Below are 21,109 nucleotides of genomic sequence, written 5' to 3' on the forward strand. Positions count from 1 at the left end.
GCCCCCGTGACACCGCCCGTCTGCGCCTACCCGCAGCTGCAGGAGCCGCCCGCCCTGCCGGCCGAGGCGGGACTCGCGGCCTGCGTGAGCGACCGAGATCCCTTCGACGAGCTCTACGCACGCGCCGGCACACCAGCCAGCCGCTACGTCAACGCAGCGGCCGCCGTGTGCAGCCGCTGCCCCATGGCCGCCACCTGCCCGGTCCGTGTGCTTCCCCGCACCTCCCCGGCCCAGTCCGCGCGCCGGCGCCGCTCCTCCGGCACGGCCAAGGACGGCGTGCTCACCTATCTCCGGGCGAACGGCGAAGCCACCGCCCCGCAGATCAGCACGGCGACCGGCCTGACCCTGACCAGCATCCGCAGCGCGGTCTTCGACCTCGCCGGGGAGGGCCGGCTGATCAAGCGGCCCGCGCCACGCGGCGAAGGCAACCGCGTCTACCTCTCCCTGGCCGACACCGAGAAAGGCATGACCTCGTGACGCTCGCGCCCACCGGCCACGACCCCGCCGCCGACATGGTCCAGCTCGCCGCGAGGCTGCATGCCTTCGCCTCCATCACCCGCCGACAGCGCATCCTCACCCGCGCCCGCCGCGTGGGCGCCACGATCGCGGTGGCCGACTGGGCCGACTACCACTACGAGACGGCCGTGTTCGTGGCCGGCGCCGTCGACCACGGCACGCATCCGCAAGCCGAGGACACCTACAGCGTCGTCCACTCGCGCCTTCGGACGGCACAGGCCGAGGCGGCCGGTGACGGGCAGCCGACTACCGATCGCCTCGGTCCGGTCCATGAGGCGCGCCGACGCCGAGCCGCCGCGGTGCGCATCTGGGGCCAAGGGCTGGAGTATCGCGTGCGCAAGGGTGAGAGCATCCCGTTCGACGAGATGCTTGAGTACCTCACCGAGCGGCATCGTGCGTTCGAGCTGCTGGCCGACAGCGACGGCCGGGACGCCTCGATCGCCGCCGCCCGGGAGGCACGTCAGCAGCTCGAAGTCCTCACCGCCGCAAGGGAGAGCGCCTCGTGAGCCCGTCCCGCCCCCGCCGGCTGACCGGCCGCACTGCCATGGAGCGGGCTCAGCAGGCAGTCGATCGCCTGGAGATGACCCAGGCCGACTGGGACGCGGTCCGCTCCATGGCGAGGAGCCTGTCGTGGCGCGGCCTCCTTGTCCGGCACGCGGTGCAGGCCGTCGCGGCCGGCGGTGAGCTGCACCACGTGATCCAAGGCAAAGGCTGGAGAGCCCGGGACCGGTACCGCGCCGACTATGTCCGTTACTTTCGCATCGAGACCCGGCTGCTGCACTTGCTCACCATCGCCGCACTGTGCGGGGCCCCGCGCGGCCCGCAGGGACAGTGGCGCAGCCGCCGGCAGCTCCTCCAGCAGGCCAAGGGGATCGAGACCGCCTTCGTGAACGCCTCGTTCTACAAGGACGACACCGACGAGGGCGCCGCCCGTACCTGCGTGCGCCTGAGCCTGGGCCTGGTCCACCACCTTGTCAGCGGGACCCCGCTGCCGGCTGACTGCTCTGCCGGCAGCAGCTGGTCGTCCTCAACGCCACGTCCCTGAGCGCCGATCCGGCGCAACGTACCCGCCCCAACCGCAGAAAGAGCCCGATGGAAGAAAACCAGCTGCTCGCAGCTGCCGCGGTAACGGCCTGGATCGTCCTCGGCCTCGTCGCATTCGCCGCGGCCGGGCGAATCCTGCGGTGGGACTGGACCCTGCGGGGTCTGCACCGCCACTACGAAGATCTTGCCGAGCGCGACCCCCGCATCGCGCGCAAGGTGGGCAGCGCTCCCCGCTTCATGCGCTTCGTGTTGGTCGTGCTGTGGACGCTGTTCCTGGTCATCTGGCCCCTCCAGGTGGCCTGCGCCGTCTTCATCGAGCACCGCTGGCTCGGACAGGGCCCGCGCAAGACCTCCTGACCCCGGGCTCGGGTACAGCATTCCCCGGTAGCCCATCCCGACCGGGCCAGACGTGTCCGCCCTCGGCGCATACGGCGCTGGCGCGTTGATGCCCGGCCTCGCCTGAGCCGGTCGGCTGCCGAGCAGACCGGGTGCGCTCCGACTGCACCCTCATCATCTCCACTTCGCCGCCCGGCCGATGGGCGGCCGCTGCCAGTACGCCCTTTGCCAAGGAGGCCCTCATGCCCCGCCCGTTGGTTGTCGCCCCCTCGCTCCACCTCGCGAATCTCGTGGAGATCCCGGTCAACGACCGGAAGATGAGCTACGGATGGACCTGCTCGGCCGCGGACTGCGACGCCGGCTTGGCGGGCCACCGCGACAAGCCGGAAGCCCTCGCCTACGCAGGACAACACGAGGCCCACAAGGCGACCGCCACGTTCGCGCCGGGCTCGCTCGTTGTCTGCATCGGGCCGGGCGGTTCGGGCAAGTCCCACTTCGCCGGCGCCTTCCCGTACCACTGGGTGGTGTCGCTCGACGAGATGCGCGAACGCCTGTGCGGAGATGGCGGAAATCAGGAGGTGACCCCCCAGGCCGTGCACCTCCAGAACATCCTCGTCGCCTCCCGGATGGAGTACGGCCAGACCGCCGTGGTGGACGCCACCAACGTCGAGGCGGACAAGCGTGCCAGCCTGGTGGCCCTCGCCCGCAAGCACCAGCGCGACCTCGCCGCCGTCCTCTTCCAGACTGACTTGGACACCTGCGCCGAGCTGAATGCACAGCGGTCCGGCAGCCGCCAAGTCCCCGTCTCCAAGCTGGTCTCGCAGCACGGTCAGACGCCGACGCCCCAGCAGCTGGCCGACGAGGGCTTCACCGACATCCACACCGTCCGACTCCGGATCGCCTGATCCGAACCCGCCCTGCTCGGTCGCTCCATGGCGGCTTGGCCCGGGCCCATCCACAGGGCCGCCGTCGTACGGTCGCGCTCCACCGCAATCGGAAGGAGCCCTCACCCATGACCGGCACCGCCTGGCTGCAGACCTCCAGCGCGCGACTGGTCCGCGTCGACCGGATCATCGAGGTCGACCTGTGGGGTCGGCCCTTCTCAGGGGCCGAGGCCCCTCTGGCCGTGGCTGGGCAGCCGGCCCGGATCGTTGCCCGTCTGGACACCGCGGCCGAGCCGTGGCGCGAGATCGCCACGGTGTCCTGCCCGGGCCGGGGCGCCGATCTGATCGCTGAGCTTCTGGTCACATGTGCTGCCGCGGTGGAGAGCCGCGCAGGCAGCGTGCGCTATGTCTACGGCCGCTACGAGCAGGGGGAATTGAGCGGATGGTCCCAGGGCACGGCTCTGCCTGCCGTGTCCTGGGGACGGTCAGCGGTGCCTGTGCCCGGGCGGTGGGGATCGCAGGCCCGCCCAGGCCCGAGCGGGTCAGAGCATGACTGAGCCCCCTTGCTCGGCTGGTCCGCTGGGACCGTTGCCTGAACGCGGGGGCTTGGCCGTGCACGACCCGGCCTGCTGTGCCGGGTCCGCCGTCCCCGACCGGGCTGCGTTATGCCGTGAACGCGGGCGGCCGAATGGGGGCGGGCAGCCGCCGCGCGAGTTCCTTGGCCGCCGCAATGACGGTCCGGTCGGCCAGGTACGGGCCAATGATCTGGATGGCGAGCGGCAGTCCGGCGTCGGTCTTGCCGGCGGGGAGCACCACGGCGGGCAGGCCGACCGGACTGGCCAGGTTCAGCCAGCTGGTCTGGTCGTAGTAGGAGCGCTTCTGGCCGTCGACGGTGATGTAGCGCTGCGGGGGCGGCGTGCTGCTCTGGTCGGCGACCGCCGCGGTCGGTGTGGCGGGGGTGATGAGGATGTCGTGGTCGGCGAAGTAGCGGGCCCACGCGGTGCGGAGCTTCTGCCGGGCCTCGTCGGCCAGGCACCAGTCCCGGTGCCGCATGGTCCGGGAGTGCAGATACAGGCCGCTCGGGTCGCCGTTGGGGATCTTCTGGGCTGCTTCGACGTCGGCGGCGAAGGCGGCATCGGTGGCAGTGGCGGAGGCCGTGGCGAACATCAGGCGCTGGAAGAGCGTGTCGCTCTCGGCGAAGTCGACCGGCCGGGTGGAGTCGTCGATGTCCGCCCCGGCCTTGCGGACGAGAGCGGCGACCTGGTCGAGGAGCGCCCGGGTGTCCGCGTCGACCCGGCAGTAGGCGTCGTCGGCCCAGATGCCGACGCGGTACTCGCCGAGGCTGCTCTTGGCCGGGGAGGCCAGGTCGATCTTCCAGCCGGCGCGGTCGGCAGGGGCGGGCGCGGCCAGGACGTCCAGGAGGAGATCGAGGTCGTCTGCTGTACGGGCGATGGGCCCGAGGGTGATCATGTCGCTGCTGGTGGCCCAGGTGGGCGGGCGGGGGATGTGGCCGCGGGTGGGAACGATGGGGCTCGCGCCGCGGGAGGTACGCAGCGCGTAGACCCCGCAGTACGCGGCGGGCAGGCGCAGGGATCCGGCGAGGTCGGAGCCGACTTCGAGACCGGTCAGGCCCGCGGCGACGGCTGCGGCGGGGCCGCCGGAGGAGCCGCCTGCTGTCTTGGTGCTGTCGAACGGGTTGGTCGTCTTCCCGAAGACGGGGTTGTCGGTCTGGATGTCCTGGCACATCACCGGGACGTTGGTCTTGCCGATGATGACGGCACCGGCCTCACGCAAGAGCGCGACCGCGTCGGCGTCCTGGACGGGGATGTGGTCTTTGAGGTCCGGTGAGCCGCAGGTGGTGCGCAGCCCTTCCGTCTCCAGGGCGTCCTTCACGGTCATCGGCAGGCCGTGCAGGGGTCCGAGGACCTTGCCGGTCCGGGCGAGGTGACGGTCCGCCTCGTCGGCGGCCGCGCGAGCCCGCGCGGTGTCGAGTGTGACGACGGCATTCAGCGCCGGGTTCGTCTTGGCGATGTGCTCCAGGTACTGCTCGAGCAGAGCACGGCTCTTGATCGTTCCGTCCCTCAAGGCAGCGATCTGCTCCCGGGCGGGTGCGAGATGGAGCTCTGCCCCCGCTCTCCGCCGAGTGCCGGCGCGAGGGCGAGCGGAGGAAGGCGTGGCCATGGCAGTTGCAGCAGCAAGAGCGGTGGAGGCGACGAGCAAGGTGCGGCGCAAGATCACGGGCGGACTCCAGAGGCGGTGCCGGGACGCTCAGCGGGAGCGGCCGTCGGCTTGGGCGGCGTGAAGTACGACGCGACGCGCTGAAGGTGGGCGAGTTCCTCGTCCGCTTCGAGAGGCAGCGCCGCGTCGGCGTACTCGGCAGGGGCGTCAAGGGCGTCGTGGGCGTGGTACCGGATGAGGGCGTGATGGATCTGGTCGGCGGTGACGGCCGCGACGAACTCGGGGCCACTGAGCCCTTCGGCCGTGCGGCGCTTCTCCGACTCGGCCCGTACGGCGGGGTCGAGGTGGCGGCGCAGCATCTTCTGCCCCTGGCGAATCTCGACCTGCCGGCGCAGCAGCGGGAAGTGGGCGCTGCGTCCACGCAGGATGGCACCGCGCTGCGGGGCTGGCCGGCGCAGGGTGATGCCGGGATCGGCCTGGTCCAGCGCAGCCCACAGGGGATGCAGACGCCGGTAGCGGATGTGTGCCATCACCCACGCTCGGGCGTCCTCGGTGCGGCTGACCAGGGTGGGTAGGAAGTACCCGACCTGAGTGAGGGTGGCCCCGATGTCGCCGCACAGCCAGGCGTACGGTTCGAGTCCCTTCACGCCGAAGCCGAAGATCGCGCCGAGGACAGCGCCGATTCGGATGGCGCTGTAGCCGAGCGTGATGATCGCGCCGACGCAGACCAGACGCAGGCCGACAGCGATCGACGAGCTCGTCGCGGCGCGGGCGTATTTCCAGCACGAGCGCGCCAGGTAGACCTGGGCCACTGTGTAGGTGGCGATGTAGAGCGTCAGGTACGCCTGGAAGTACGGATCGTGTGCGTAGTACAGGGAGAAGTCGGTAGGCCTCGGGGCGACCGGGGTGAGGAGTGTGAACAGCACTGCCATGGCGGCGATGACGACGCCGGCCGCGGTGAGGAAGTACCGGCCCCTGCGCCTGGCCTCTTCAAGGGGTTTGGACCAGTGGGCCAGGACGGTGGCCTGGAGCGCGAGGACCAGGACCACGCAGCTCTGGGCGAGCGGAACGGAGATGTTGGTGACGCCCAGGGTGCGGTCGATGCGCACCCACACCCAGGTGAGGGAGGTGGCGTAGCTGAGGGCGGAGAAGCCGTAGGTGAAGGCGAGGGCGACCAGCGCCGGATCGCGGCGGCTCTTGCCGAGGTCACGCAGCAGGAAGAGGAAACCGGTGCCGGCGATCGACAGGCACAGGGGGTGCAGGAGGTCTTTCACGATCTTCTATTCGGGTCAGCGCAGCAGGGTGCGGGCTATGGGATCTCGCGCGCGGGCACTGCGGGCTGCCGTGGCGCGGGAGGTCATGGCGTGCTCGCGCAGCAGGGAGCCGATCATCTCCGCTTCGAACTCGTCCGGCTCATCGAAGCGGGTCCGGCCCAGGACGAGCCGCACGGTGGCCGGGTCGATGTCGGTGATCAGACCGCCGAGGCCGTCGACCTCGAGGGACTCCTTCTTGTCGCGGTGCTTGAGCATGTGAGCGAACTCATGACCGGCGATGATCTGGGTGTACGTGGGACTGACACCCTCGTCGTAGAAGAGGTAGTCCGTCGTCTCGGTGGCCATCCACATGCCGCACGGGGCGCTCGCGTCCAGAGAGTCCGGGTCGCTGAGATCCGGGATGAACGGCATCAGCCGGATCTCGCGGCCCAACTTCTGTTCCATGAACGGCAGAAGATCCAGGACGCTGTCGACCGGAGGAAGATCCAATTCTTCAACAAATGCTCGGCTGCGCCGCTCGACTTCCTCAGCTTCGTCGATGGGGCGGCGCGCACGACGGCTGTGCCACATGCGGGGTCCTCTCCAAGTGCCGCGGTTAGCAGAGCCTAATAGCAGTTCACAAGAGATCCTCATCCGAGGCGGGCGGCAGCCCCTCCTCTTCACGCACGGCATCGAGCTTCTTCATCACCTCTCCAAGGCTTTTGGGCGACAGACCGATAGCACGAAGTGCGATCTGTTTCACACCCGCCTGGTTCAGCTTCCTCAAGAACTCGAACTGGTCGGTGACCTTCTGGCGCTCCTCGTCCTCGACGAAGAAGCGAGGCTTCACTCCGAAGAACCGTGCAAAGAGCGGAGGCAGCTTGATCGTCGGGGTCTTCTGGCCCTTGCGGAGCTGGCCGATGTAGGCCCCGGTGATGCTGACGTCGCCGTAGGAGGAGATCGTCCGGGCGACGTGGGCGTTGCTGAACTCCTCTCCGCCCGGCGGGCGAACCCGGTCGAACAGGTAGTTGAGGCGCTCATGGAACGGCGCCCCCGGACCGGGGACGGGAACCTCTTCGGTCGGCTCCGGCGTCCCTTCCTCCGGCGTCTCGGCTTCACGGACCACGATGCGTTGCTCCCTCTCGACTTGGCTAAACTATAGTTGACGATGCGGCGGTCGGAAGTTAGGTTCGCCTTCGCAAGCAAGTTGACCTGGGCCACGCCCGGTCCGGACGACCACCGAAGGTGCACTCATGGGGATCACGACGACGCCGGTGAGGGGTCGAGCGTCCCGAAGGTCGCCGCGGAATGGACCCTCCCGTCGTGAAGTGATCACTCACTGTGATCCGTGTGGCTTTCCTGTCAATGGCGCGGCGGGGGCTTGGCCGACGGTATCGCTGCCGCACGGCACTCCCAACGGCGCCGCACACCAAGCGGGTTGCCGCAACGGCGCTGGGAATTCGCGATCCGCGCGCCCCGCATTCTGCAGGCCGAACTACTTGCTCCCTGAAATTACCGGGCACAGATTCACTCCTCGCAATTCAGTGGCCGTCGGGAGCCCGGACAGGGTGAGGCGTCGGGCTCACACCTTATGACCTGCGATGACCGGCTCGACGGCCCCCTCCTCGGGGTGACGGGACCAGCCGCCGGCCAGACCCTAGCGGAGGCCGGAATTCTGCGAAGCCGGTGAGTCGCAGGCAGGGTGCCTTCCGGTTGGGAAGGCGCAATCCGCCCGACCTTCGGGTGATTCGGACGGACGTGACGAGGGGCTGTTACCCCCCGTAACCCAACCTATGCGACCCGCCGCCACGGGCCGGGTCGACCTGTCGAGCGCCGGGTGGAGGCATTGGTGACACGGCCGGTTCGCGTGTGCGATGAGTAACCGACTCGACACTTAAATAGAACGCGTGTTTGAGTTAGGTGGCTTGAAAGCGCCCTCCGGGGCGTGGTCGAGACACGGGGTAAGGAGCACGGATGACGGGGGTGGACCGGGCGATCCGCCGCTGGTGCGGGCCTCATGACCGAAGAAGCCGGGCCTGGCGCACCGCATGTGACATGGCAAATGCAACCGGATGCCACTTGTCTGTCCATCTGTCCGCGTCGCTCCAGCAGCCTGCAGCTGGCTGGCAGCGCGGACCCGCCCATCGGGCAGTGGCGACGGAATCGAGCACAGGGGGAAGCGGGGGAAGAGGGGAATGAGGATGCAGCCGGCCAAGACATTGGAGCGGCCGCGCGTGCAGGTGCCGCGCTGGATCGGCACGGCCCGTGAACAGCTCGCCATACGTCGCGAGACCCACATGGTCGCCAGGCAGATCCGCAGGGACTTCGGCCTCTCGAGCGTGCAGAGCATCGACGACCTGGTGGAAGTCGTGGCGCTCCGGCGGGGGAAGCCCATCTCGGTGCTCGACATCGACATGCCGTTGTCGGTGAGCGCCTTCTCCCTCGCCACTCCGGAGCGGGACTACATCGCGGTCGACCAGGACGCCAGTGAACTCACCAAGGTGAGCTCCGTCGCGCATGAACTGGGCCACTTCCTCTTCGACAAACCTGAAGAAGTCGAAGTGCCCCTCCAGACAGGCCGTGGCAGCCCGCTGTCGATGGACCTGGCGGTCCAGCTCACGCCCGCGCTCAACCCGAGCGAAGTCACCGCGTTCTTCCAGCGGTCCCACTACGACTCGCCCGTCGAACGGAAAGTGGAAGCCTTCGCCACCGTGGCACTGGAACGCAAGATTGTGCTCCGCCGCCCCGACGCACATGGCGCCACGTCGCTCTTCACACACCGGGGGACCGGTGTCTGAGAACAGCGCGACCGTCGCATACCTGATCATCGCGTTCCTCCACTGGACGATCGCCTGCTGGAAGGGCACAGCCCTTCTGCGGTCTCCCAACCTCGCCCTGGGCCTGCAGGCCGCCAGCCACAGCCTGGGCGGCGCCGTCTACGTAGTGGCCTCTCCGTGGGGTTACCGGACCCTCGGCGCGGCAACCGGCCACCCATGGTTTCCCACGCTGCCGATTTACCTGTGCATCCTGCTGTGCTTTGCGACACAGCACCTTCTGACCATGGTGTGGACCGCGCCCCAAACGGACCAGCCAGGAAGGCTGCACCGCCAACTCAAGGCCTGGGCGGTCGCCTACGCCATATCCATGACGATCATGATCGTCGAGTTCGTGGAGGCCGACCTTGACGGCCCCGCCGATCCGCTCCGGTTCAACACCGAGCAGGTGGACGAGCCGCACGTCTGTGTCTTCCTCGCCGTGTTCCTGGTGATGCTCGCTTGTGGAACGCTGACCGCCGGCCTGCGCTCACGACGGGCCCGGTTCGACGACGAGACCCTCAAACACTCCGTTCGCTGGTACGGGCTCAGCCATCTCGTGACGTTCGGGTACGTGCTCTGCTCGGCGCCCGCGGTCGCGGCAGCGGCCACTGGCCATCACCAACTCGACGGCATAGGAGTGCTGGGCGCCGCCTTCGGATGCGTGGGCTCCGTCCTGACCTGCTACGGAGTCAGCGGAGCGGTGGTCAGCACCTGGCTTCGCGAGCGCCGCGACATCGCGGTGCTGCAGCCTTTGTGGGATCTCGTCGTCTCCGGCGTCGACGAGGAACTTGTCCTTGGTGTCAGGGGACAACAGCCGGACGGCTTCGCTCAGCCGGCACCAGCCGCCGCGGGGCCCTCCAGGCCGAACCGCCTGTTGAACGTGCGATGGACGCTCCATCGCCGCGTCATCGAGATCCTCGACGGGATCCGCAGGCTTGAGCGGAGTTCCATGGTGCGTGAGCTGCCGGTGCAAGCTGTCACGTCACTGCACGCAGAAGCTCTGAAGACCCCCGCCCTTCGAAGCCAGCTGGGCCTGGGCAAGAAGGGGCTGACACCGCCTGACCTCGAAGCCGCCGCGACGGCCGCAGTTCTTCGCGATGCGGTCGAGCGCCTCCAGGCTGCGGGCCCGGACGGCCCTGCGCCGGCTTCGCCCCCGGGAGCGGTGCCGATCTTCGCGCCAGGCAAGGGCACTCCTGCCGCCAAGGAACGGGAGCGCCTGGTACGGGTCGCCCGCGCGCTGCATCAGCCCCTGACGGAGGCCTCGTTGCGGGTGGTCCGTTCCGTTCACGAGGGCGAAGGGGCACCCCAGGCTCCTGCGACGGCAAGGTAGTGTCGCGCCCGACGCCGCTGCTGACGGCGCGCATCTCGGAACGGAGCAGAGCCGTCACGGGCTCGGAGGGGAGCCCCGTGCAGCGGGCAGTGGTGCTGGGAGGGAGCTTTGCAGGGCTGATGACAGCCCGCGTGCTGAGCGACTTCGCCGAGGACGTCGTCATCGTGGAACCCGACCTTCTCGACCACGAAGCGAGCGGCCCGGGCGCACCGCACCGCCGCCAGCTGCACGCCCTCCTTGCCATGGGGCACACCCAAGTGGAGCGCTGGTTCCCCGGCATCACCAAGGAGATGACCGCGCACGGCGCCCTGGTCGCCAGCGGGCAGGCCGTCCAGTTCTACGTCGACGGACACCGTCGTCTCCCGCTCGACGACGTGGAGATGCTCGGCGCCACCCGCCTGTTCGTCGAGCGGGCCGTACGACGGCGTACGCGAGGCCTGCCCAACGTGCGATTCATCGCCGGCCGTGGCCAAGGACTTCTCATACAAGGCGACCGTGTGCGCGGCGTCCGCTACGCCCCGAACGGGCACCAGCTCGAGACGACGACGCTCACCGCCGACCTCGTGGTCGACGCCATGGGCCGATCGAGCCGTCTGAGTGCCTGGCTTGAGCAGGAGGGGTGGCCGGTCCCGCCGCTGGACCGGATGAGAATCGACCTCGGCTACGCCACAGCCACATTTCGCCGGGGCAGCGAACTGCCCGGGACGGTGATCGCTCACTCCGCTCCCGGCCCGGACAGCGCCTACCAGCCGGCATTGTGCGAACCCGGCGCACTCGCGGCAGTCGAGGACAGCCGGTGGACGGTCGTCCTGGCCGGCTACGCCGGCCACCGGCCCAGCCGTGACCCGCAGGAGTTCCTCAGCAGAATGGGACGGTGCGTGCAGCCGCTGCGTGTGGTGGCCGAGCACTGCGCGCTGGAGTCAGATGTCGAACCCTTCCACTTCCGCGAGAGCCGGCGCCGCCGGTTCCGCGCAGTAAGCCGGTTCCCGGGCGGGCTGGCCGCGGTCGGCGATTCCGTGGCCTCGGTGAACCCGGTCTACGGGCAGGGCCTGACGCTCGCGGCCTTGCAAGCCTCCGCTCTCGCGGCCTACCTGCGCTCCGGAGCCGCACCGCACGAGCCGGCCCTTGGGTACTTCCGGCGCGCGGACGTCTTCGTCAACGCCGGATGGAAGCTGTCGACGACCGCGGATCTTGCCCAGCCCCACGTCATCGGCCCCTACCCCCGCGGCTATCCCCTGATGCGCTGGGTAGGCGACAAGATCACACAAGCCTCCATGCGGGATGCCGAGATCAACCGCACCTACATGGACGTCGTTCACATGCGACAGCATCCGCGAGCCCTTGCCCGCCCCCACGTCCTGCTGCGTACGGCCCGTGTCCTCGTCGGCCGTTGACCACCATGTCCGTTCCGGAACCACACCGAAGGAGAGCAGTGCCCCGTTGGACCGCCGCCCTGACCGAGGCCGGCATCACTGACCCGAACCTGCGGCGCGCCTACGACGCCCAGCGAGAAGTGGTGCGCAAGTTCGCCCTCCAGCAGTACCTGGCCGCCCGGCTGCTGCTGCCGGCCAGGCTCCACCCCTCCGTGGTCGCCGTGGTCGCCTTCATGCACGAGACCGACGAGCGGATCGACGCCGGGGATCCCGTCGCCCGCAAGGAAGAACTGAGCTCGTGGGACCGAGCGGTGAGGACGTCCCTCGACGCCGGCCCCCGTCCTGAGACTCCTGATGCTGCCCTGCTCCAGGCCCTCGCCGACACCGCCCGCCGGCACCCGCACCTGACCGCGCACGTGCACGACTTCCTGGACGGCGCACCTGTCGAGGCCGACTGGACCGGCTTCGACACCGAGGCCGACTTCCAGGCCTACATCGACAGCTACTCGCTTCCCGCCCTGATGCTCACCGCGTCGCTGATCGCGCCGGCACCGGAGGCTGGCGTCGGCGATTCATTCCGTCAGGGGTGCCGAGCACTGATCGAGGCGTGGCAGCGGGCCGACTTCCTGTCCGACCTTGCCGAGGACGCCGAGCAGTCCCGCATCGGCATCGCCCGTGAAGAACTCGCCGCGCACGGTCTGACCTTCGAGGACCTCCGCACCAAGTCGCAGGCGTGCGTGCCCGCACTGGGGCGGCTGGTCGATGCGCAGGCCGATCTGGCTGAGGAAGCGCTCAGCAGGTGCCGGGAACTGCCCGGCCTGGTCGAGGCACCGTACCGGCCGTTTGTGCGAGCCCTGATCTCCGTACAGGATTTGCAGCTTCAGGCCGTGCGCCGCAAGGGAGGTTCCCTCCTGCACGGTGGGGTGCGGCCGCCGATCGCAGCCACCCTCCGCCTCCTGGGGCGGCAGTACCTCGCCGCCAGGAGCGAGCAACGGCGAGTGCGGTGACCGTGCGGTCGTAAGGCCGGGCCGGTGTCGCGGACCGTCTGGATCGCTTGCCGAAGAGGCTGTCACTCGTCCCGGCTGGCCAGGCCCACGGCGCTCTTGATGATGCTCATCACGCCCCTGCGGCGTGTAGGCGGCAACGAGCGCAACTCGGCGGTGAGCTCGCTGAGTTCCGGGTCGTCGTCCTCGCCTGCCGGCCCCGCCGGCGCATTCGAGGCACGGGCCGAATCGACCACCTGCTGGATCGCCGCCTGCAGCTGCTCCGCGAGCTGGGGGCTGCGATCGGCCAGGCTTCCGCGCAGGGCTACGTGTTCCACCTGCTCGCCCTTGAGCTTCGCAATGAAACGGGCCTGCACCAACACGGGCTCCAGCGCAGCGAGGAGCGCCTTCTCGGGACCGATCGAGAAGAACCCGGGTGCCTCGAAATGGTTGGCCAGCCTGTTGCTGGTCTCGAAGCCGGGGTTGCGGCTGCCGTTCAGGAGATGAGTGATCGTCGACTTGTTGCAGCCCGCGGCCGCGGCGAGTTCGGCACGGGTGTACTGCCGGCCGTCCGGATGGAGCCTGGTCTCGATGAGGAACCGCAAGCGCTCCTTGAAGGGCGGGTCCACCTCCTCCGGGCTGACGGATTCCCCCGCGAAGAGCTTGCGGACTGTTGCCTCGGCGATGCCCGTCTCGTGGGTGAGCCGGTCGAAGTTGATCACTTCGATGGTGTGGCCCAGCTTCTCAAGCTCCGCCTTGACCCCGGCCAGGGCCGCCGCGACCCCCTCCACCACAGTGGTGTTGTCCATAAACGGGCGGTCTCCTGCTTCTTCGTCGATGAACCCGCGTGCACGGCGCACAGAAGGGTAACGCCCTCGGACACGTGCAAAACCAGGGCGGTGACATTTGTAGCCTACCCAGGGCCCCGAGCGGTAGTCCGGTGACAATTGACACCCGTGGGTCTGTTGCAGCATGATCGCTGTCCGGTGACGGAGATCGACCGCCGCTCGGTGGGCCGATTCATGTTACCCACAGCTATCTCGCGTCACGCGACGTGAGAGGCGCCTGACCCGGTCACTCATGGCCTAGGAAACCTGCTGACCGGGTCTGGCGCCACTGCCTCTACAGGAGACGTGAATGAGTGTTACATCATCACGGCCTTCGCCGCTCACGGATCGCCAGTTTCGGGATCAGATCGTACGCGGCGCGACGTCTGCGTTGGGCATGGACACGCTACATGCGCCGACGGCGGACCGTGAAGGGCAAGGCCACCTGACGTCGGGGGACCGCCCCGAACCCACTGCCCAGCCGGCAGGTGCGCAAACGCCGGCAGCCCGCGTGACCGCGGAGATCGTCGGGGGCACCGGCGTACAGCCGGCGGCCGTCGCGGACGAGCTCCACGACCGTGTCCCTGGTGAGGAGCCGGCCGGCGCGACGACCGCTGGCCGCCCGAGGATCATCGGCGTGCGGTCGCAGCAGCACCGGTGGGCCGCGTCGATCGCCCAGCCCTCTTCCGCGGGCCTGACCTCCGGGGCGGAGGGCTCCCCTGCCGTGGAACTGCACGGCGCACGCCACACCTCCCGCAGCCGGCGACCCCTCAACGGACCCTGGTACGCCGCTGGACGCCCCGTCGCCGCCTCGGCTGCTCCGCGCTTCGACGTGGCGCCCGCCCCGGGTACGGCCCTTGGGCACCCGTGCTCCGAGCCGCCCCGGCTCGCCGCCTGAGCAGCGCCCTGCCGTCCCCTCACCGAGGGCGACCCCGCACCGGAACAGGCCCACCAACTGCCTGGACTGCGCGGCCGGTCGCCAGGTTTGCCGACACCCCCAGCCGACCGCACCCGCTGGATGGACGCACCATGCTTCCCACCTCGTTCCCCGCTGCCTCGCCGTACGCCGGCGCCGGCAGCGCCCCACCACGTGCCCCGCACCCGCAGCGGCACCGCACCCGATGCGGCCCGGCCCTCGCGGCCGCGGTCGGCATCGGCCTGTTCGCCGCCGCGTGGCCGGCCACCACCGTCCAGGCCGCCCCCGCTTCCCAAGCCCTCGGTGCCAGCACGTGCGCCGTAGCCAGCCACGTGACCTGCCACGCCGGGACCGCCGCCCAGGCCACCGCGACCGGAACGCCCGCCGCCGCAACCACGGCGCGGTGCGTTCGCACCGGCTCCGAGTCCGTCGAGGTCGTGGTCGTCGACCCGGGCCTGACCACCGCGGCAGGTGGTCTCCGGTGAGTGCCGACGACGCGATCACCCCCGACACCCCGGACACCGACGCGGAAGCCCAGGACGCCCCGGAGAAGGTCACAGTCCAGCCGGCCGCGCCCTGGCCGCAGTTCGACGACGACATCGCCCGCCGCGAGATCGCCGCCATGGAACTTCTCCACCGCGGAATCCCGGCCGTCCGGGTCCACCGGCGCACCGGCCTGTCCATGTACCGCGTGCGCCGCCTGGCAGTCCTCCTCGCCGAGGAGGCCAAGACCCCGCCCCGCCCCCGCAACGTCCTGCAGGAGCCGCGCCCCCGCACCCCGGGCCGCATCACGGTGCGCGGAGCCGCCCCCAAGCCCGCGCCGACCGAGGAGCCGGAACAGCTCACGCTCCTGTGACCTCGCCGCTCGCGCCGAGCCGGGCGCGGTCGGCCATGCCTTCTTCTCGTCCCTTCGGCCCGCTGTGAGCGCTACGCGCCGCGGGTCTACTTCGTGCTACCCGGAAACGGACCTTCGTGCCCCGCGACCAACTCTCCCCCCTTGAGGCGTCCGGCTCGAACGACACCTCCACGACCGACGTCGACGCCTCCTTCGACCCGGCGCACACCCGGCAGTGGCTGTCCGGCACCGACGGCCGCATCGCCACCGACGGCTTCAGCTGGATGCAGGCCGTGTGCTGGTTCCGTCTCGACGGCTCCTACACCGCCGACCGCGATCACGGCCCCAAGCGCCTGGGCGACACCACCCTTCGCGTGGCGGTGGTCCTGGCCCGCCTCAACCCCTGCCGCCCCGGCGTCGCCTACCTGATGCGCCTGCTGAAGCTCTCGAAGCGGACCGTCCAGTACCACCTGGCGATCCTGCGCGAGGCCGGCTTGCTGACCTACCGCGCCAAGGGCACCCGTGTGTCCGGACAGGGAGGCATGGCCAGCGAGTACGTCTGGACCATCCCGCCCGCCTTCGACACCGCCTTGCACCTGCGCACGTCCGCCTCCGAGCAGTACCTGCGCATCGTGCGCGGCATCGAGGACGCCGGGCGCAAGCTCATGAAGCGTCTCGCCAAGATGGCCCAGCGGCTGATGGCCAAGCCCCGCCGTGCCCGCTCCGCGAAGCCGGCCCCGCGCCCTTCCTCACCGCGGCGGCGTTGCACCCCAATGGGGGGTAGTTCCTCTGCTCTTTCCTCTGCGGGTACATCTACCTTTCCCTCTGAGAGCAAGCTCGGTTCGGGAAACAGCTGTACCTCCCCTTCGAAGAAGACCCGAGCGCCACGACGGCTCAACGCCGTTGGCCGCCGCTACCGCCTCGCCGCCGAACTGGTCCGGCAGGTTCCCTGGCTCCACCGTGCCGCGGTGCCCCGCATCGCGTGGATCGTGCGCCACGTGTCGGACGCTGGCTGGAGCTCGACCGAGGTCATCGCGCTCCTGGCGCTCCAGTCGCCGTCCCGCATCGTCCGCCGTCCCTCCGGATTCCTCGCCCAGCGGCTGCACAACGCCCACCAGCGGTTCGACACCCCCGCCCGGCGCGAGGAGCTCGTGAACTGGTGGCGTGACTCGCGCGAGGCCGAAGCAGACCGGCACACCGAGTGGCAGGGCACCTGGCAGGCTCCGCGCAGTCGCGCGGTCACCCGCCTGGTCCGCGGCGCGATCGACGCGGTGCGCCAGGGCCAGCTCCACGAGCCCCCGGGCCAGGTGCAGGCCGGCTCCGCCGAGCTGACCCGCGAGGAGCTGCTCGCCCAACGGCAAGCCGCCCTCCAGGCGTTCCTCGCCGGAGACACCGCCCTGGTCACCTCCGCCGTCGACTTCCTCGGCCGCGAGGCCGCCGAAGGCCTCTACGGCGCCGACCTGGTCGCCCGGGCCCTGCGCCTGACCCGTGCCAGCAGCCACCTGAAGGTGAGGGCCCTGGGATGACCGAACCTCAGCCAACGGGCGTCGACCTGGCCCGAGTTGTCTTGCGAGCTGCTCGCCAGAACGCCCGCTGGAGCAGTCCGTCGGCCCAGAAAGCTCCCGCACCGCGCCACGGCAGCCGCGACCGCGCCGGCGGCCGCGATCCGGTCGGCCTCGCCACTGCCCTGGGGCGCCTGATTGAGGACCGGGCCTGGGACGTCCCCGTCCAGGGCGGCTCCGTCCTCGAGCAGTGGCCGTCCATCGCCGGTGACGACCTCGCCGCACACGTCAGGGCAGTCCACTTCGACCCGGACACCCGGACTTTGGACCTTCGACCCGACTCCCCGGCCTACCGCACACAGATCCGCCTGCTCGTCCCCCGGCTGCTGGACCGCATCCGTGAACACATCGGCACCGACGCCGTACGCCGCATCCGCGACCTCGCGCCCGGCGCCCCCGCCGACGCAGGTCCGCCCTGCCGCACGGAGCCCACGACCCCCGGGGGCGCCCGCCGGACCCAGCGATCCCGCCGGCCGTCCGGGACCAGCAGGCCCAGCCGCCGAACACGGCCGCCCCGGGCCCCGCGGCCGCCGGCCAGCCACCCAGCTGGCTCCTTCCAGACGCCCCCGAGGAGATGGATCCCGAGACCGCCGAGCGGCGCCGCAAGGACCGCAGCCACGCCCTGGCGCTGGCCTACGCCCGCCGGCAGCGCGCCAAGCGCAAATCCGCCGCCGACAAGCGCAACCAGCACGACAGCTAACGGAGTTCACCGTGATCAGCCCCCACACCGGCAACCCTGCCCAGTGGCCCGACCTCGACGGCATCGATGCCGCGAGCCGACCGACCGCGGCCGGCGCACTGCCCGCCGACGGAGCCTGCCGGGCGCTGCGCCACACAGCGTCGACGATCACCGACTACGCCGTCGACCGCCTCTATGAAGCTCTCGCACGGTCACGGCGCGGGCAACGCACGGCCGGGCGCCGGGCGGCGGGGGAGGTGCGGGCCTGATGCAGGTACTGCGTACGGACGCTGCCCGGGACGTCGGCGTCATGCCGTGCCAGACCACGGATCCGGAGGTCTTCCAGGACCGAGAGCATCAGCGACTGGCTAAGTCCCTGTGCGCGGGCTGCGACCTCAAGCGCGCCTGCCGCCGGTACGCCCGCACTCACCGCGAGTGGGGCACCTGGGGCGGCGAGACGAACGAAGAGCGTGCGGCCGCCGGCTACCTGCCGCGCGGTTCGACGAAGGACTACTGGCAGCGCCGATCGGTGCTGCCGGCCAGCTGACCGCCCCGTTGCCGCCCCGTACTGCCGCTCGTTGTCACAGGCCGCCCCTAGAGTGCCGACCACTGCCCTCCGCTCCCCAGCCATCCCACGACCCGAAGTGCTTACGGGTACTTGTTGCGTAAGCACTTGTAAGCACTCTAGGGTGGGGGCCTCCACCCCGAGCAGCAGGAGGCGACCGTGCCGGCCAACAGCGACACCACGCCGTCCAGAGTGCTCGCGGTCAACGTCTCCCAGCGGTGGAGCGAAGTCGAGAAGGGCACCAGCTCCGAGGCGGACGTCGTCCTCGGCGACTGGTCACCATGGAGGGGCGGCTCGACCTCGAAGATGCTCTTCGACCCGGACGAGATCGCCGTCGTGGTCGCCTGCCGCCGCGGACAGGCCATGGCTGTCTACGACGTCGTACCCAACGACGAAGGCCGCCGCTGGGACTGGGTCGGCAACGGACCCCGCCGCCGCATCGTCTTCTACGGGCAACCCTCCAGCCGTTACGACGCGACCCGCTCCGCGCCGGCGCCGACCTGGAAGCGGGGGGAGGGCACTCCGGTGAAACTCCTCGACCTGGACGTCCTACTGGAAGGCACCGCGCCGCCCGACAACTCCGCACGCCACGTCGTCCTCGGTGAGGCCGTCGTACGCAGCGACGGGGGCCGGCGGCTCACCGTGTCCGTCCCGCCCGGCTACAGCGTCACCGTTCACACCCGCACGGACCCCGCGGACAGGAGCAACTGATGGCAGCCCAGACCTACGGCGACGGCCTCAAGGAACTCCGCGGCCTCCGCGACGAGGTCATGAAGGCGGAGAAGGTCCGCGATCGCGCGCAAAAGGCCCTCGATAAGGCGATCGCCGCGCGGGACAACAAGGTCAAACAGCTCGGCGTGCATGAGCAGGCCAAGGCCGAGAGGATCGCGCCGGCGGCCGGCATTTCCGTCAAGGACGTCGTCGACCTGGTGCCCGCGCTTGGCCCGCAGTCGGCAGCCGCCGCACCGGCCGCGCCCGACAGTGCCCCGGCCGCCGAGAAGAACCCCCCGGAGGAGCCCCCAGCCGTGACCGAGCGCACCGGGGCAACGCCCCCTGCGCTGCCGCAGGTCCAGGCTCACCAGGCGAGCCGGGAGGCCCCGGACGAGGACAGCACGGCCAGGACCGCGCCACAAGAGCCCGCCGCGGAGCAGCCGCCGAGCGGCGACTCCAGCGAGGCGGACGCGCCTGCGGTCGCGGACGAGCCGCGCGATGAGGCGCCGGCTTCAGAGCCCGTGATGCGGACCCTGCCCTCGGTCCCCGAAGGCCCCGAGGGTGACCGCTGGTTCGCGGTCGCTCCCAACCTCGTCTCCGAGCACCCGAACTTCACCCAGAAGGTCCGCCCCGCCGTCTTCCTCGACGCCACCACGGGTGCGCTCGCCTTCCGGGATCGGCGCGTCCAGCTCGACCTCGGCTCGCGCTCGGCCGCCGAGATCCTCACCGCGGTGTATGCCACCGTTCCCGAGAGCGTGGGGCGCATCTACATCACCGCCGGCGACCCCTGGCACCGCGACGCCGACCGGCACCGCTACCTCAAGGACGCGGTCGCCGCCTGGCTCGATGCCCCGCTGCCCGAGGGCTGGCAGGTCGACACCGGCCGCGGCAAGGACGACCTGGCAGGCCACTACGTCCACGAGCGCAAACCGGTCGGCCGCTGGCAGCGCGGCAATCTCCGCACGGAGATCCGCTCCGTGACCGAATGGTTCGACTCTGAGGGCGCCGACGTCACCGTCATCCGGCAGGCCTTCGTCCTCACCCTGCAGGCCCTGCAGAAGGAGAAGCCGACCAAGCGGTTCCCCGACGCCGTCCTCATGGGTTCACCCAGCCAGACCGGCCGCGACCTGTGGTCGCGGACCATCTCGACCAAGAAGGGGTCCCGCTGGGCCGACGGCTACCCCGTCATGTCCGCCGAGATCCGTCAGCTGCTGCACGCCACCTCCGGCCAGGGACGCACCGAGCTGATCACGCCGCCCCGCATCTCCGAAGAGCTGCCGCAGTGGACCGAGCTCGACCGCACCCTCGCCTACGGCAAGCACACCTGGACCAGCGGCGTCGGCGCTCCGCGCCGTATCACCGCCCACGCCTTCGACTCCATGAGCGAGAAGGACAAGACGAACGCCTTGTTCGCGCCGAGCCACTGGCAGGTCAGGGTGACCATCCCCGACGACTGGAACCACGTCGGCCTGCTGCCCGCCGCCGTCGAAGGCGACCGCTCCTGGATCTACCCGCACGAGGGCGGCCGTACGTTCGTCACCTGGGCGGGCGGCGCCGAGATCAACGCCGCGCTGCGCAACCCGATCCAGCCGTGGAAGATCGAGATCCTCGACGGACTGCTGTGGGAAGCGGGCGCCCCCCTTCGCGAATGGTCCGACAAGCTCAAGGACGCCTGGGCCGAGCTGGCCAGTTGGGCCCGAGCGGCCGGCACCGACGAGCTGCGCCAGGCCTACAAGCTCGCGTCCCGCGCTGTTCGCAGCATCCTGCTCTACGGCATCGGCTCGTTCGCCCAGCGCCCCCGCGTCACCACCGGAACCGTCCAGCGCGGACACGAGCGGGAGATCCCCAAGGGCGCGCACGTCGTCAGCATGGAGGGCGACACCATCGTGTGGGAGCGCACCTCGGTGAGCCGCAACCCCTGGGCCCACCCCGAGTGGTCGGCCGGCGTGTGGTCCGCCGCCCGCGCTGCCCTACTGTCCACCGGCGTCAAGAACCAGGACGGGACGAAGACCCACATCGGCGCGCTGCACCTGCCGCCCGGGAGCATCGTCGCCTTCCGCACCGACGCCATCTACACCTCCGAACTGCCCAACTGGCCCTACAACGGCGACCCCGGCGACTACCTCCTCAAGGGCCACCTGCCCTACCCCGTCGCCGCGCCGACCAACGAGCAGGAGTTCTATGGCCTCCAGGCCAACGGACGCGCCTGGCTCAACAAGGACGCCCCCCAGTAGCAACGCCGCACGTCCCACGCCGGGGCGTGCGGGCCACGACCTGAAGGAGTCGGAGCAGGATGCCTCC

Annotated in this window: 24 protein-coding genes and 1 pseudogene; 20 read left to right on the plus strand and 5 right to left on the minus strand. The window is 70.2% G+C overall.

Annotated features, from left to right (window positions below):
- Positions 1-6 precede the first annotated feature (6 nt).
- The 6 genes from ACFYZ8_RS34055 (at position 7) to ACFYZ8_RS34080 (ending at position 3,337) form a co-directional block, all read left to right on the plus strand.
- The gene (locus ACFYZ8_RS34055) at positions 7-477 is read left to right on the plus strand and encodes a hypothetical protein (RefSeq protein WP_389050558.1); all 471 of its coding nucleotides are present in this window, start codon (positions 7-9) and stop codon (positions 475-477) included.
- The gene (locus ACFYZ8_RS34060; protein WP_389050560.1) at positions 474-1,022 is read left to right on the plus strand and encodes a hypothetical protein; all 549 of its coding nucleotides are present in this window, start codon (positions 474-476) and stop codon (positions 1,020-1,022) included. The genes ACFYZ8_RS34055 and ACFYZ8_RS34060 overlap by 4 nt, the downstream gene beginning before the upstream one ends.
- Entirely contained in the window at positions 1,019-1,561 is a 543-nt protein-coding gene (locus ACFYZ8_RS34065; RefSeq protein ID WP_389050562.1) for a hypothetical protein, read from the plus strand. The genes ACFYZ8_RS34060 and ACFYZ8_RS34065 overlap by 4 nt, the downstream gene beginning before the upstream one ends.
- 47 nt (positions 1,562-1,608) lie before the next feature.
- Positions 1,609-1,917: a hypothetical protein gene (locus ACFYZ8_RS34070; protein ID WP_389050565.1), complete on the plus strand. Its 309-nt coding sequence runs from the start codon at positions 1,609-1,611 to the stop codon at positions 1,915-1,917.
- A 221-nt stretch (positions 1,918-2,138) separates the two neighbouring features.
- Positions 2,139-2,801 carry an AAA family ATPase gene (locus ACFYZ8_RS34075; protein WP_389050566.1) on the plus strand — a complete coding sequence of 221 codons (663 nt, stop codon included), beginning with the start codon at positions 2,139-2,141 and terminating at the stop codon, positions 2,799-2,801.
- A gap of 107 nt (positions 2,802-2,908) precedes the next feature.
- Positions 2,909-3,337: a hypothetical protein gene (locus ACFYZ8_RS34080; protein ID WP_389050569.1), complete on the plus strand. Its 429-nt coding sequence runs from the start codon at positions 2,909-2,911 to the stop codon at positions 3,335-3,337.
- Between the two features lie 106 nt (positions 3,338-3,443).
- Here ACFYZ8_RS34080 and ACFYZ8_RS34085 read toward each other — a convergent pair whose 3' ends face one another.
- The 4 genes from ACFYZ8_RS34085 to ACFYZ8_RS34100 form a co-directional block, all read right to left on the minus strand.
- Positions 3,444-4,865, minus strand: a complete 1,422-nt coding sequence (locus ACFYZ8_RS34085; RefSeq protein WP_389050571.1) for an amidase family protein — start codon at positions 4,863-4,865, stop codon at positions 3,444-3,446.
- A 149-nt stretch (positions 4,866-5,014) separates the two neighbouring features.
- The gene (locus tag ACFYZ8_RS34090) at positions 5,015-6,232 is read right to left on the minus strand and encodes an MAB_1171c family putative transporter (protein ID WP_389050572.1); all 1,218 of its coding nucleotides are present in this window, start codon (positions 6,230-6,232) and stop codon (positions 5,015-5,017) included.
- 15 nt (positions 6,233-6,247) lie between these two features.
- Positions 6,248-6,676, minus strand: a complete 429-nt coding sequence (locus tag ACFYZ8_RS34095; RefSeq protein ID WP_389050574.1) for a hypothetical protein — start codon at positions 6,674-6,676, stop codon at positions 6,248-6,250.
- A 172-nt stretch (positions 6,677-6,848) separates the two neighbouring features.
- A complete protein-coding gene (locus ACFYZ8_RS34100; RefSeq protein ID WP_389050576.1) occupies positions 6,849-7,337 on the minus strand; it encodes a hypothetical protein in 489 nt (162 codons plus the stop codon).
- A 1,069-nt stretch (positions 7,338-8,406) separates the two neighbouring features.
- Between ACFYZ8_RS34100 and ACFYZ8_RS34105 the strand changes: the two genes are divergently transcribed.
- The 4 genes from ACFYZ8_RS34105 (at position 8,407) to ACFYZ8_RS34120 (ending at position 12,737) form a co-directional block, all read left to right on the plus strand.
- On the plus strand, positions 8,407-9,009 hold the full coding sequence (locus ACFYZ8_RS34105; RefSeq protein WP_389050579.1) for an ImmA/IrrE family metallo-endopeptidase: 603 nt from the start codon (positions 8,407-8,409) through the stop codon (positions 9,007-9,009).
- Positions 9,002-10,357 carry an MAB_1171c family putative transporter gene (locus tag ACFYZ8_RS34110; RefSeq protein ID WP_389050581.1) on the plus strand — a complete coding sequence of 452 codons (1,356 nt, stop codon included), beginning with the start codon at positions 9,002-9,004 and terminating at the stop codon, positions 10,355-10,357. Before ACFYZ8_RS34105 ends, ACFYZ8_RS34110 begins: the two co-directional genes overlap by 8 nt.
- A gap of 119 nt (positions 10,358-10,476) precedes the next feature.
- Positions 10,477-11,751, plus strand: a complete 1,275-nt coding sequence (locus ACFYZ8_RS34115; protein WP_389050583.1) for a hypothetical protein — start codon at positions 10,477-10,479, stop codon at positions 11,749-11,751.
- A gap of 38 nt (positions 11,752-11,789) precedes the next feature.
- A complete protein-coding gene (locus ACFYZ8_RS34120; RefSeq protein ID WP_389050586.1) occupies positions 11,790-12,737 on the plus strand; it encodes a phytoene/squalene synthase family protein in 948 nt (315 codons plus the stop codon).
- 62 nt (positions 12,738-12,799) lie between these two features.
- Here ACFYZ8_RS34120 and ACFYZ8_RS34125 read toward each other — a convergent pair whose 3' ends face one another.
- A complete protein-coding gene (locus ACFYZ8_RS34125; RefSeq protein WP_389050589.1) occupies positions 12,800-13,573 on the minus strand; it encodes a helix-turn-helix transcriptional regulator in 774 nt (257 codons plus the stop codon).
- Positions 13,574-14,051: 478 nt separating this feature from the next.
- Between ACFYZ8_RS34125 and ACFYZ8_RS34130 the strand changes: the two genes are divergently transcribed.
- The 10 genes and pseudogenes from ACFYZ8_RS34130 to ACFYZ8_RS34175 all read left to right on the plus strand — a co-directional run bounded on the left by ACFYZ8_RS34130 (position 14,052) and on the right by ACFYZ8_RS34175 (position 21,042).
- Positions 14,052-14,438: a hypothetical protein gene (locus tag ACFYZ8_RS34130; RefSeq protein ID WP_389050591.1), complete on the plus strand. Its 387-nt coding sequence runs from the start codon at positions 14,052-14,054 to the stop codon at positions 14,436-14,438.
- Positions 14,439-14,569: 131 nt separating this feature from the next.
- Positions 14,570-14,941: a hypothetical protein gene (locus tag ACFYZ8_RS34135; RefSeq protein WP_389050594.1), complete on the plus strand. Its 372-nt coding sequence runs from the start codon at positions 14,570-14,572 to the stop codon at positions 14,939-14,941.
- Positions 14,938-15,312 carry a hypothetical protein gene (locus tag ACFYZ8_RS34140; RefSeq protein ID WP_389050596.1) on the plus strand — a complete coding sequence of 125 codons (375 nt, stop codon included), beginning with the start codon at positions 14,938-14,940 and terminating at the stop codon, positions 15,310-15,312. Before ACFYZ8_RS34135 ends, ACFYZ8_RS34140 begins: the two co-directional genes overlap by 4 nt.
- 116 nt (positions 15,313-15,428) lie before the next feature.
- On the plus strand, positions 15,429-16,817 hold the full coding sequence (locus tag ACFYZ8_RS34145; protein ID WP_389050599.1) for an ArsR family transcriptional regulator: 1,389 nt from the start codon (positions 15,429-15,431) through the stop codon (positions 16,815-16,817).
- A pseudogene (locus ACFYZ8_RS34150) lies at positions 16,814-17,218 on the plus strand (DciA family protein); the annotation flags it as partial. The gene ACFYZ8_RS34145 and the pseudogene ACFYZ8_RS34150, both read left to right, overlap by 4 nt.
- 209 nt (positions 17,219-17,427) lie before the next feature.
- Positions 17,428-17,553: a hypothetical protein gene (locus ACFYZ8_RS34155; RefSeq protein WP_389050779.1), complete on the plus strand. Its 126-nt coding sequence runs from the start codon at positions 17,428-17,430 to the stop codon at positions 17,551-17,553.
- Positions 17,554-17,564: 11 nt separating this feature from the next.
- Entirely contained in the window at positions 17,565-17,801 is a 237-nt protein-coding gene (locus tag ACFYZ8_RS34160; protein WP_389050781.1) for a hypothetical protein, read from the plus strand.
- Entirely contained in the window at positions 17,801-18,079 is a 279-nt protein-coding gene (locus ACFYZ8_RS34165; protein ID WP_389050602.1) for a WhiB family transcriptional regulator, read from the plus strand. The genes ACFYZ8_RS34160 and ACFYZ8_RS34165 overlap by 1 nt, the downstream gene beginning before the upstream one ends.
- A gap of 177 nt (positions 18,080-18,256) precedes the next feature.
- Positions 18,257-18,808, plus strand: coding sequence for a hypothetical protein (locus tag ACFYZ8_RS34170; RefSeq protein ID WP_389050603.1), 552 nt, complete (start codon positions 18,257-18,259; stop codon positions 18,806-18,808).
- On the plus strand, positions 18,808-21,042 hold the full coding sequence (locus ACFYZ8_RS34175) for a Mucin-19 (protein WP_389050605.1): 2,235 nt from the start codon (positions 18,808-18,810) through the stop codon (positions 21,040-21,042). Before ACFYZ8_RS34170 ends, ACFYZ8_RS34175 begins: the two co-directional genes overlap by 1 nt.
- The last annotated feature ends 67 nt before the right edge of the window (positions 21,043-21,109 follow it).

Source organism: Streptomyces sp. NPDC001668 (assembly GCF_042893155.1).
Lineage (GTDB): Bacteria > Actinomycetota > Actinomycetes > Streptomycetales > Streptomycetaceae > Streptomyces.

Excerpts from the sequence above, each read along its gene's own strand:
- ACFYZ8_RS34070 (WP_389050565.1), top strand. The coding sequence starts at position 1,609 with ATGGAAGAAAACCAGCTGCTCGCAGCTGCCGCGGTAACGGCCTGGATC.
- ACFYZ8_RS34075 (WP_389050566.1), top strand. The coding sequence starts at position 2,139 with ATGCCCCGCCCGTTGGTTGTCGCCCCCTCGCTCCACCTCGCGAATCTC.
- ACFYZ8_RS34080 (WP_389050569.1), top strand. The coding sequence starts at position 2,909 with ATGACCGGCACCGCCTGGCTGCAGACCTCCAGCGCGCGACTGGTCCGC.
- ACFYZ8_RS34095 (WP_389050574.1), bottom strand. The coding sequence starts at position 6,676 with ATGGAACAGAAGTTGGGCCGCGAGATCCGGCTGATGCCGTTCATCCCG.
- ACFYZ8_RS34105 (WP_389050579.1), top strand. The coding sequence starts at position 8,407 with ATGAGGATGCAGCCGGCCAAGACATTGGAGCGGCCGCGCGTGCAGGTG.
- ACFYZ8_RS34115 (WP_389050583.1), top strand. The coding sequence starts at position 10,477 with ATGACAGCCCGCGTGCTGAGCGACTTCGCCGAGGACGTCGTCATCGTG.
- ACFYZ8_RS34135 (WP_389050594.1), top strand. The coding sequence starts at position 14,570 with ATGCTTCCCACCTCGTTCCCCGCTGCCTCGCCGTACGCCGGCGCCGGC.
- ACFYZ8_RS34155 (WP_389050779.1), top strand. The coding sequence starts at position 17,428 with ATGGATCCCGAGACCGCCGAGCGGCGCCGCAAGGACCGCAGCCACGCC.
- ACFYZ8_RS34165 (WP_389050602.1), top strand. The coding sequence starts at position 17,801 with ATGCAGGTACTGCGTACGGACGCTGCCCGGGACGTCGGCGTCATGCCG.
- ACFYZ8_RS34175 (WP_389050605.1), top strand. The coding sequence starts at position 18,808 with ATGGCAGCCCAGACCTACGGCGACGGCCTCAAGGAACTCCGCGGCCTC.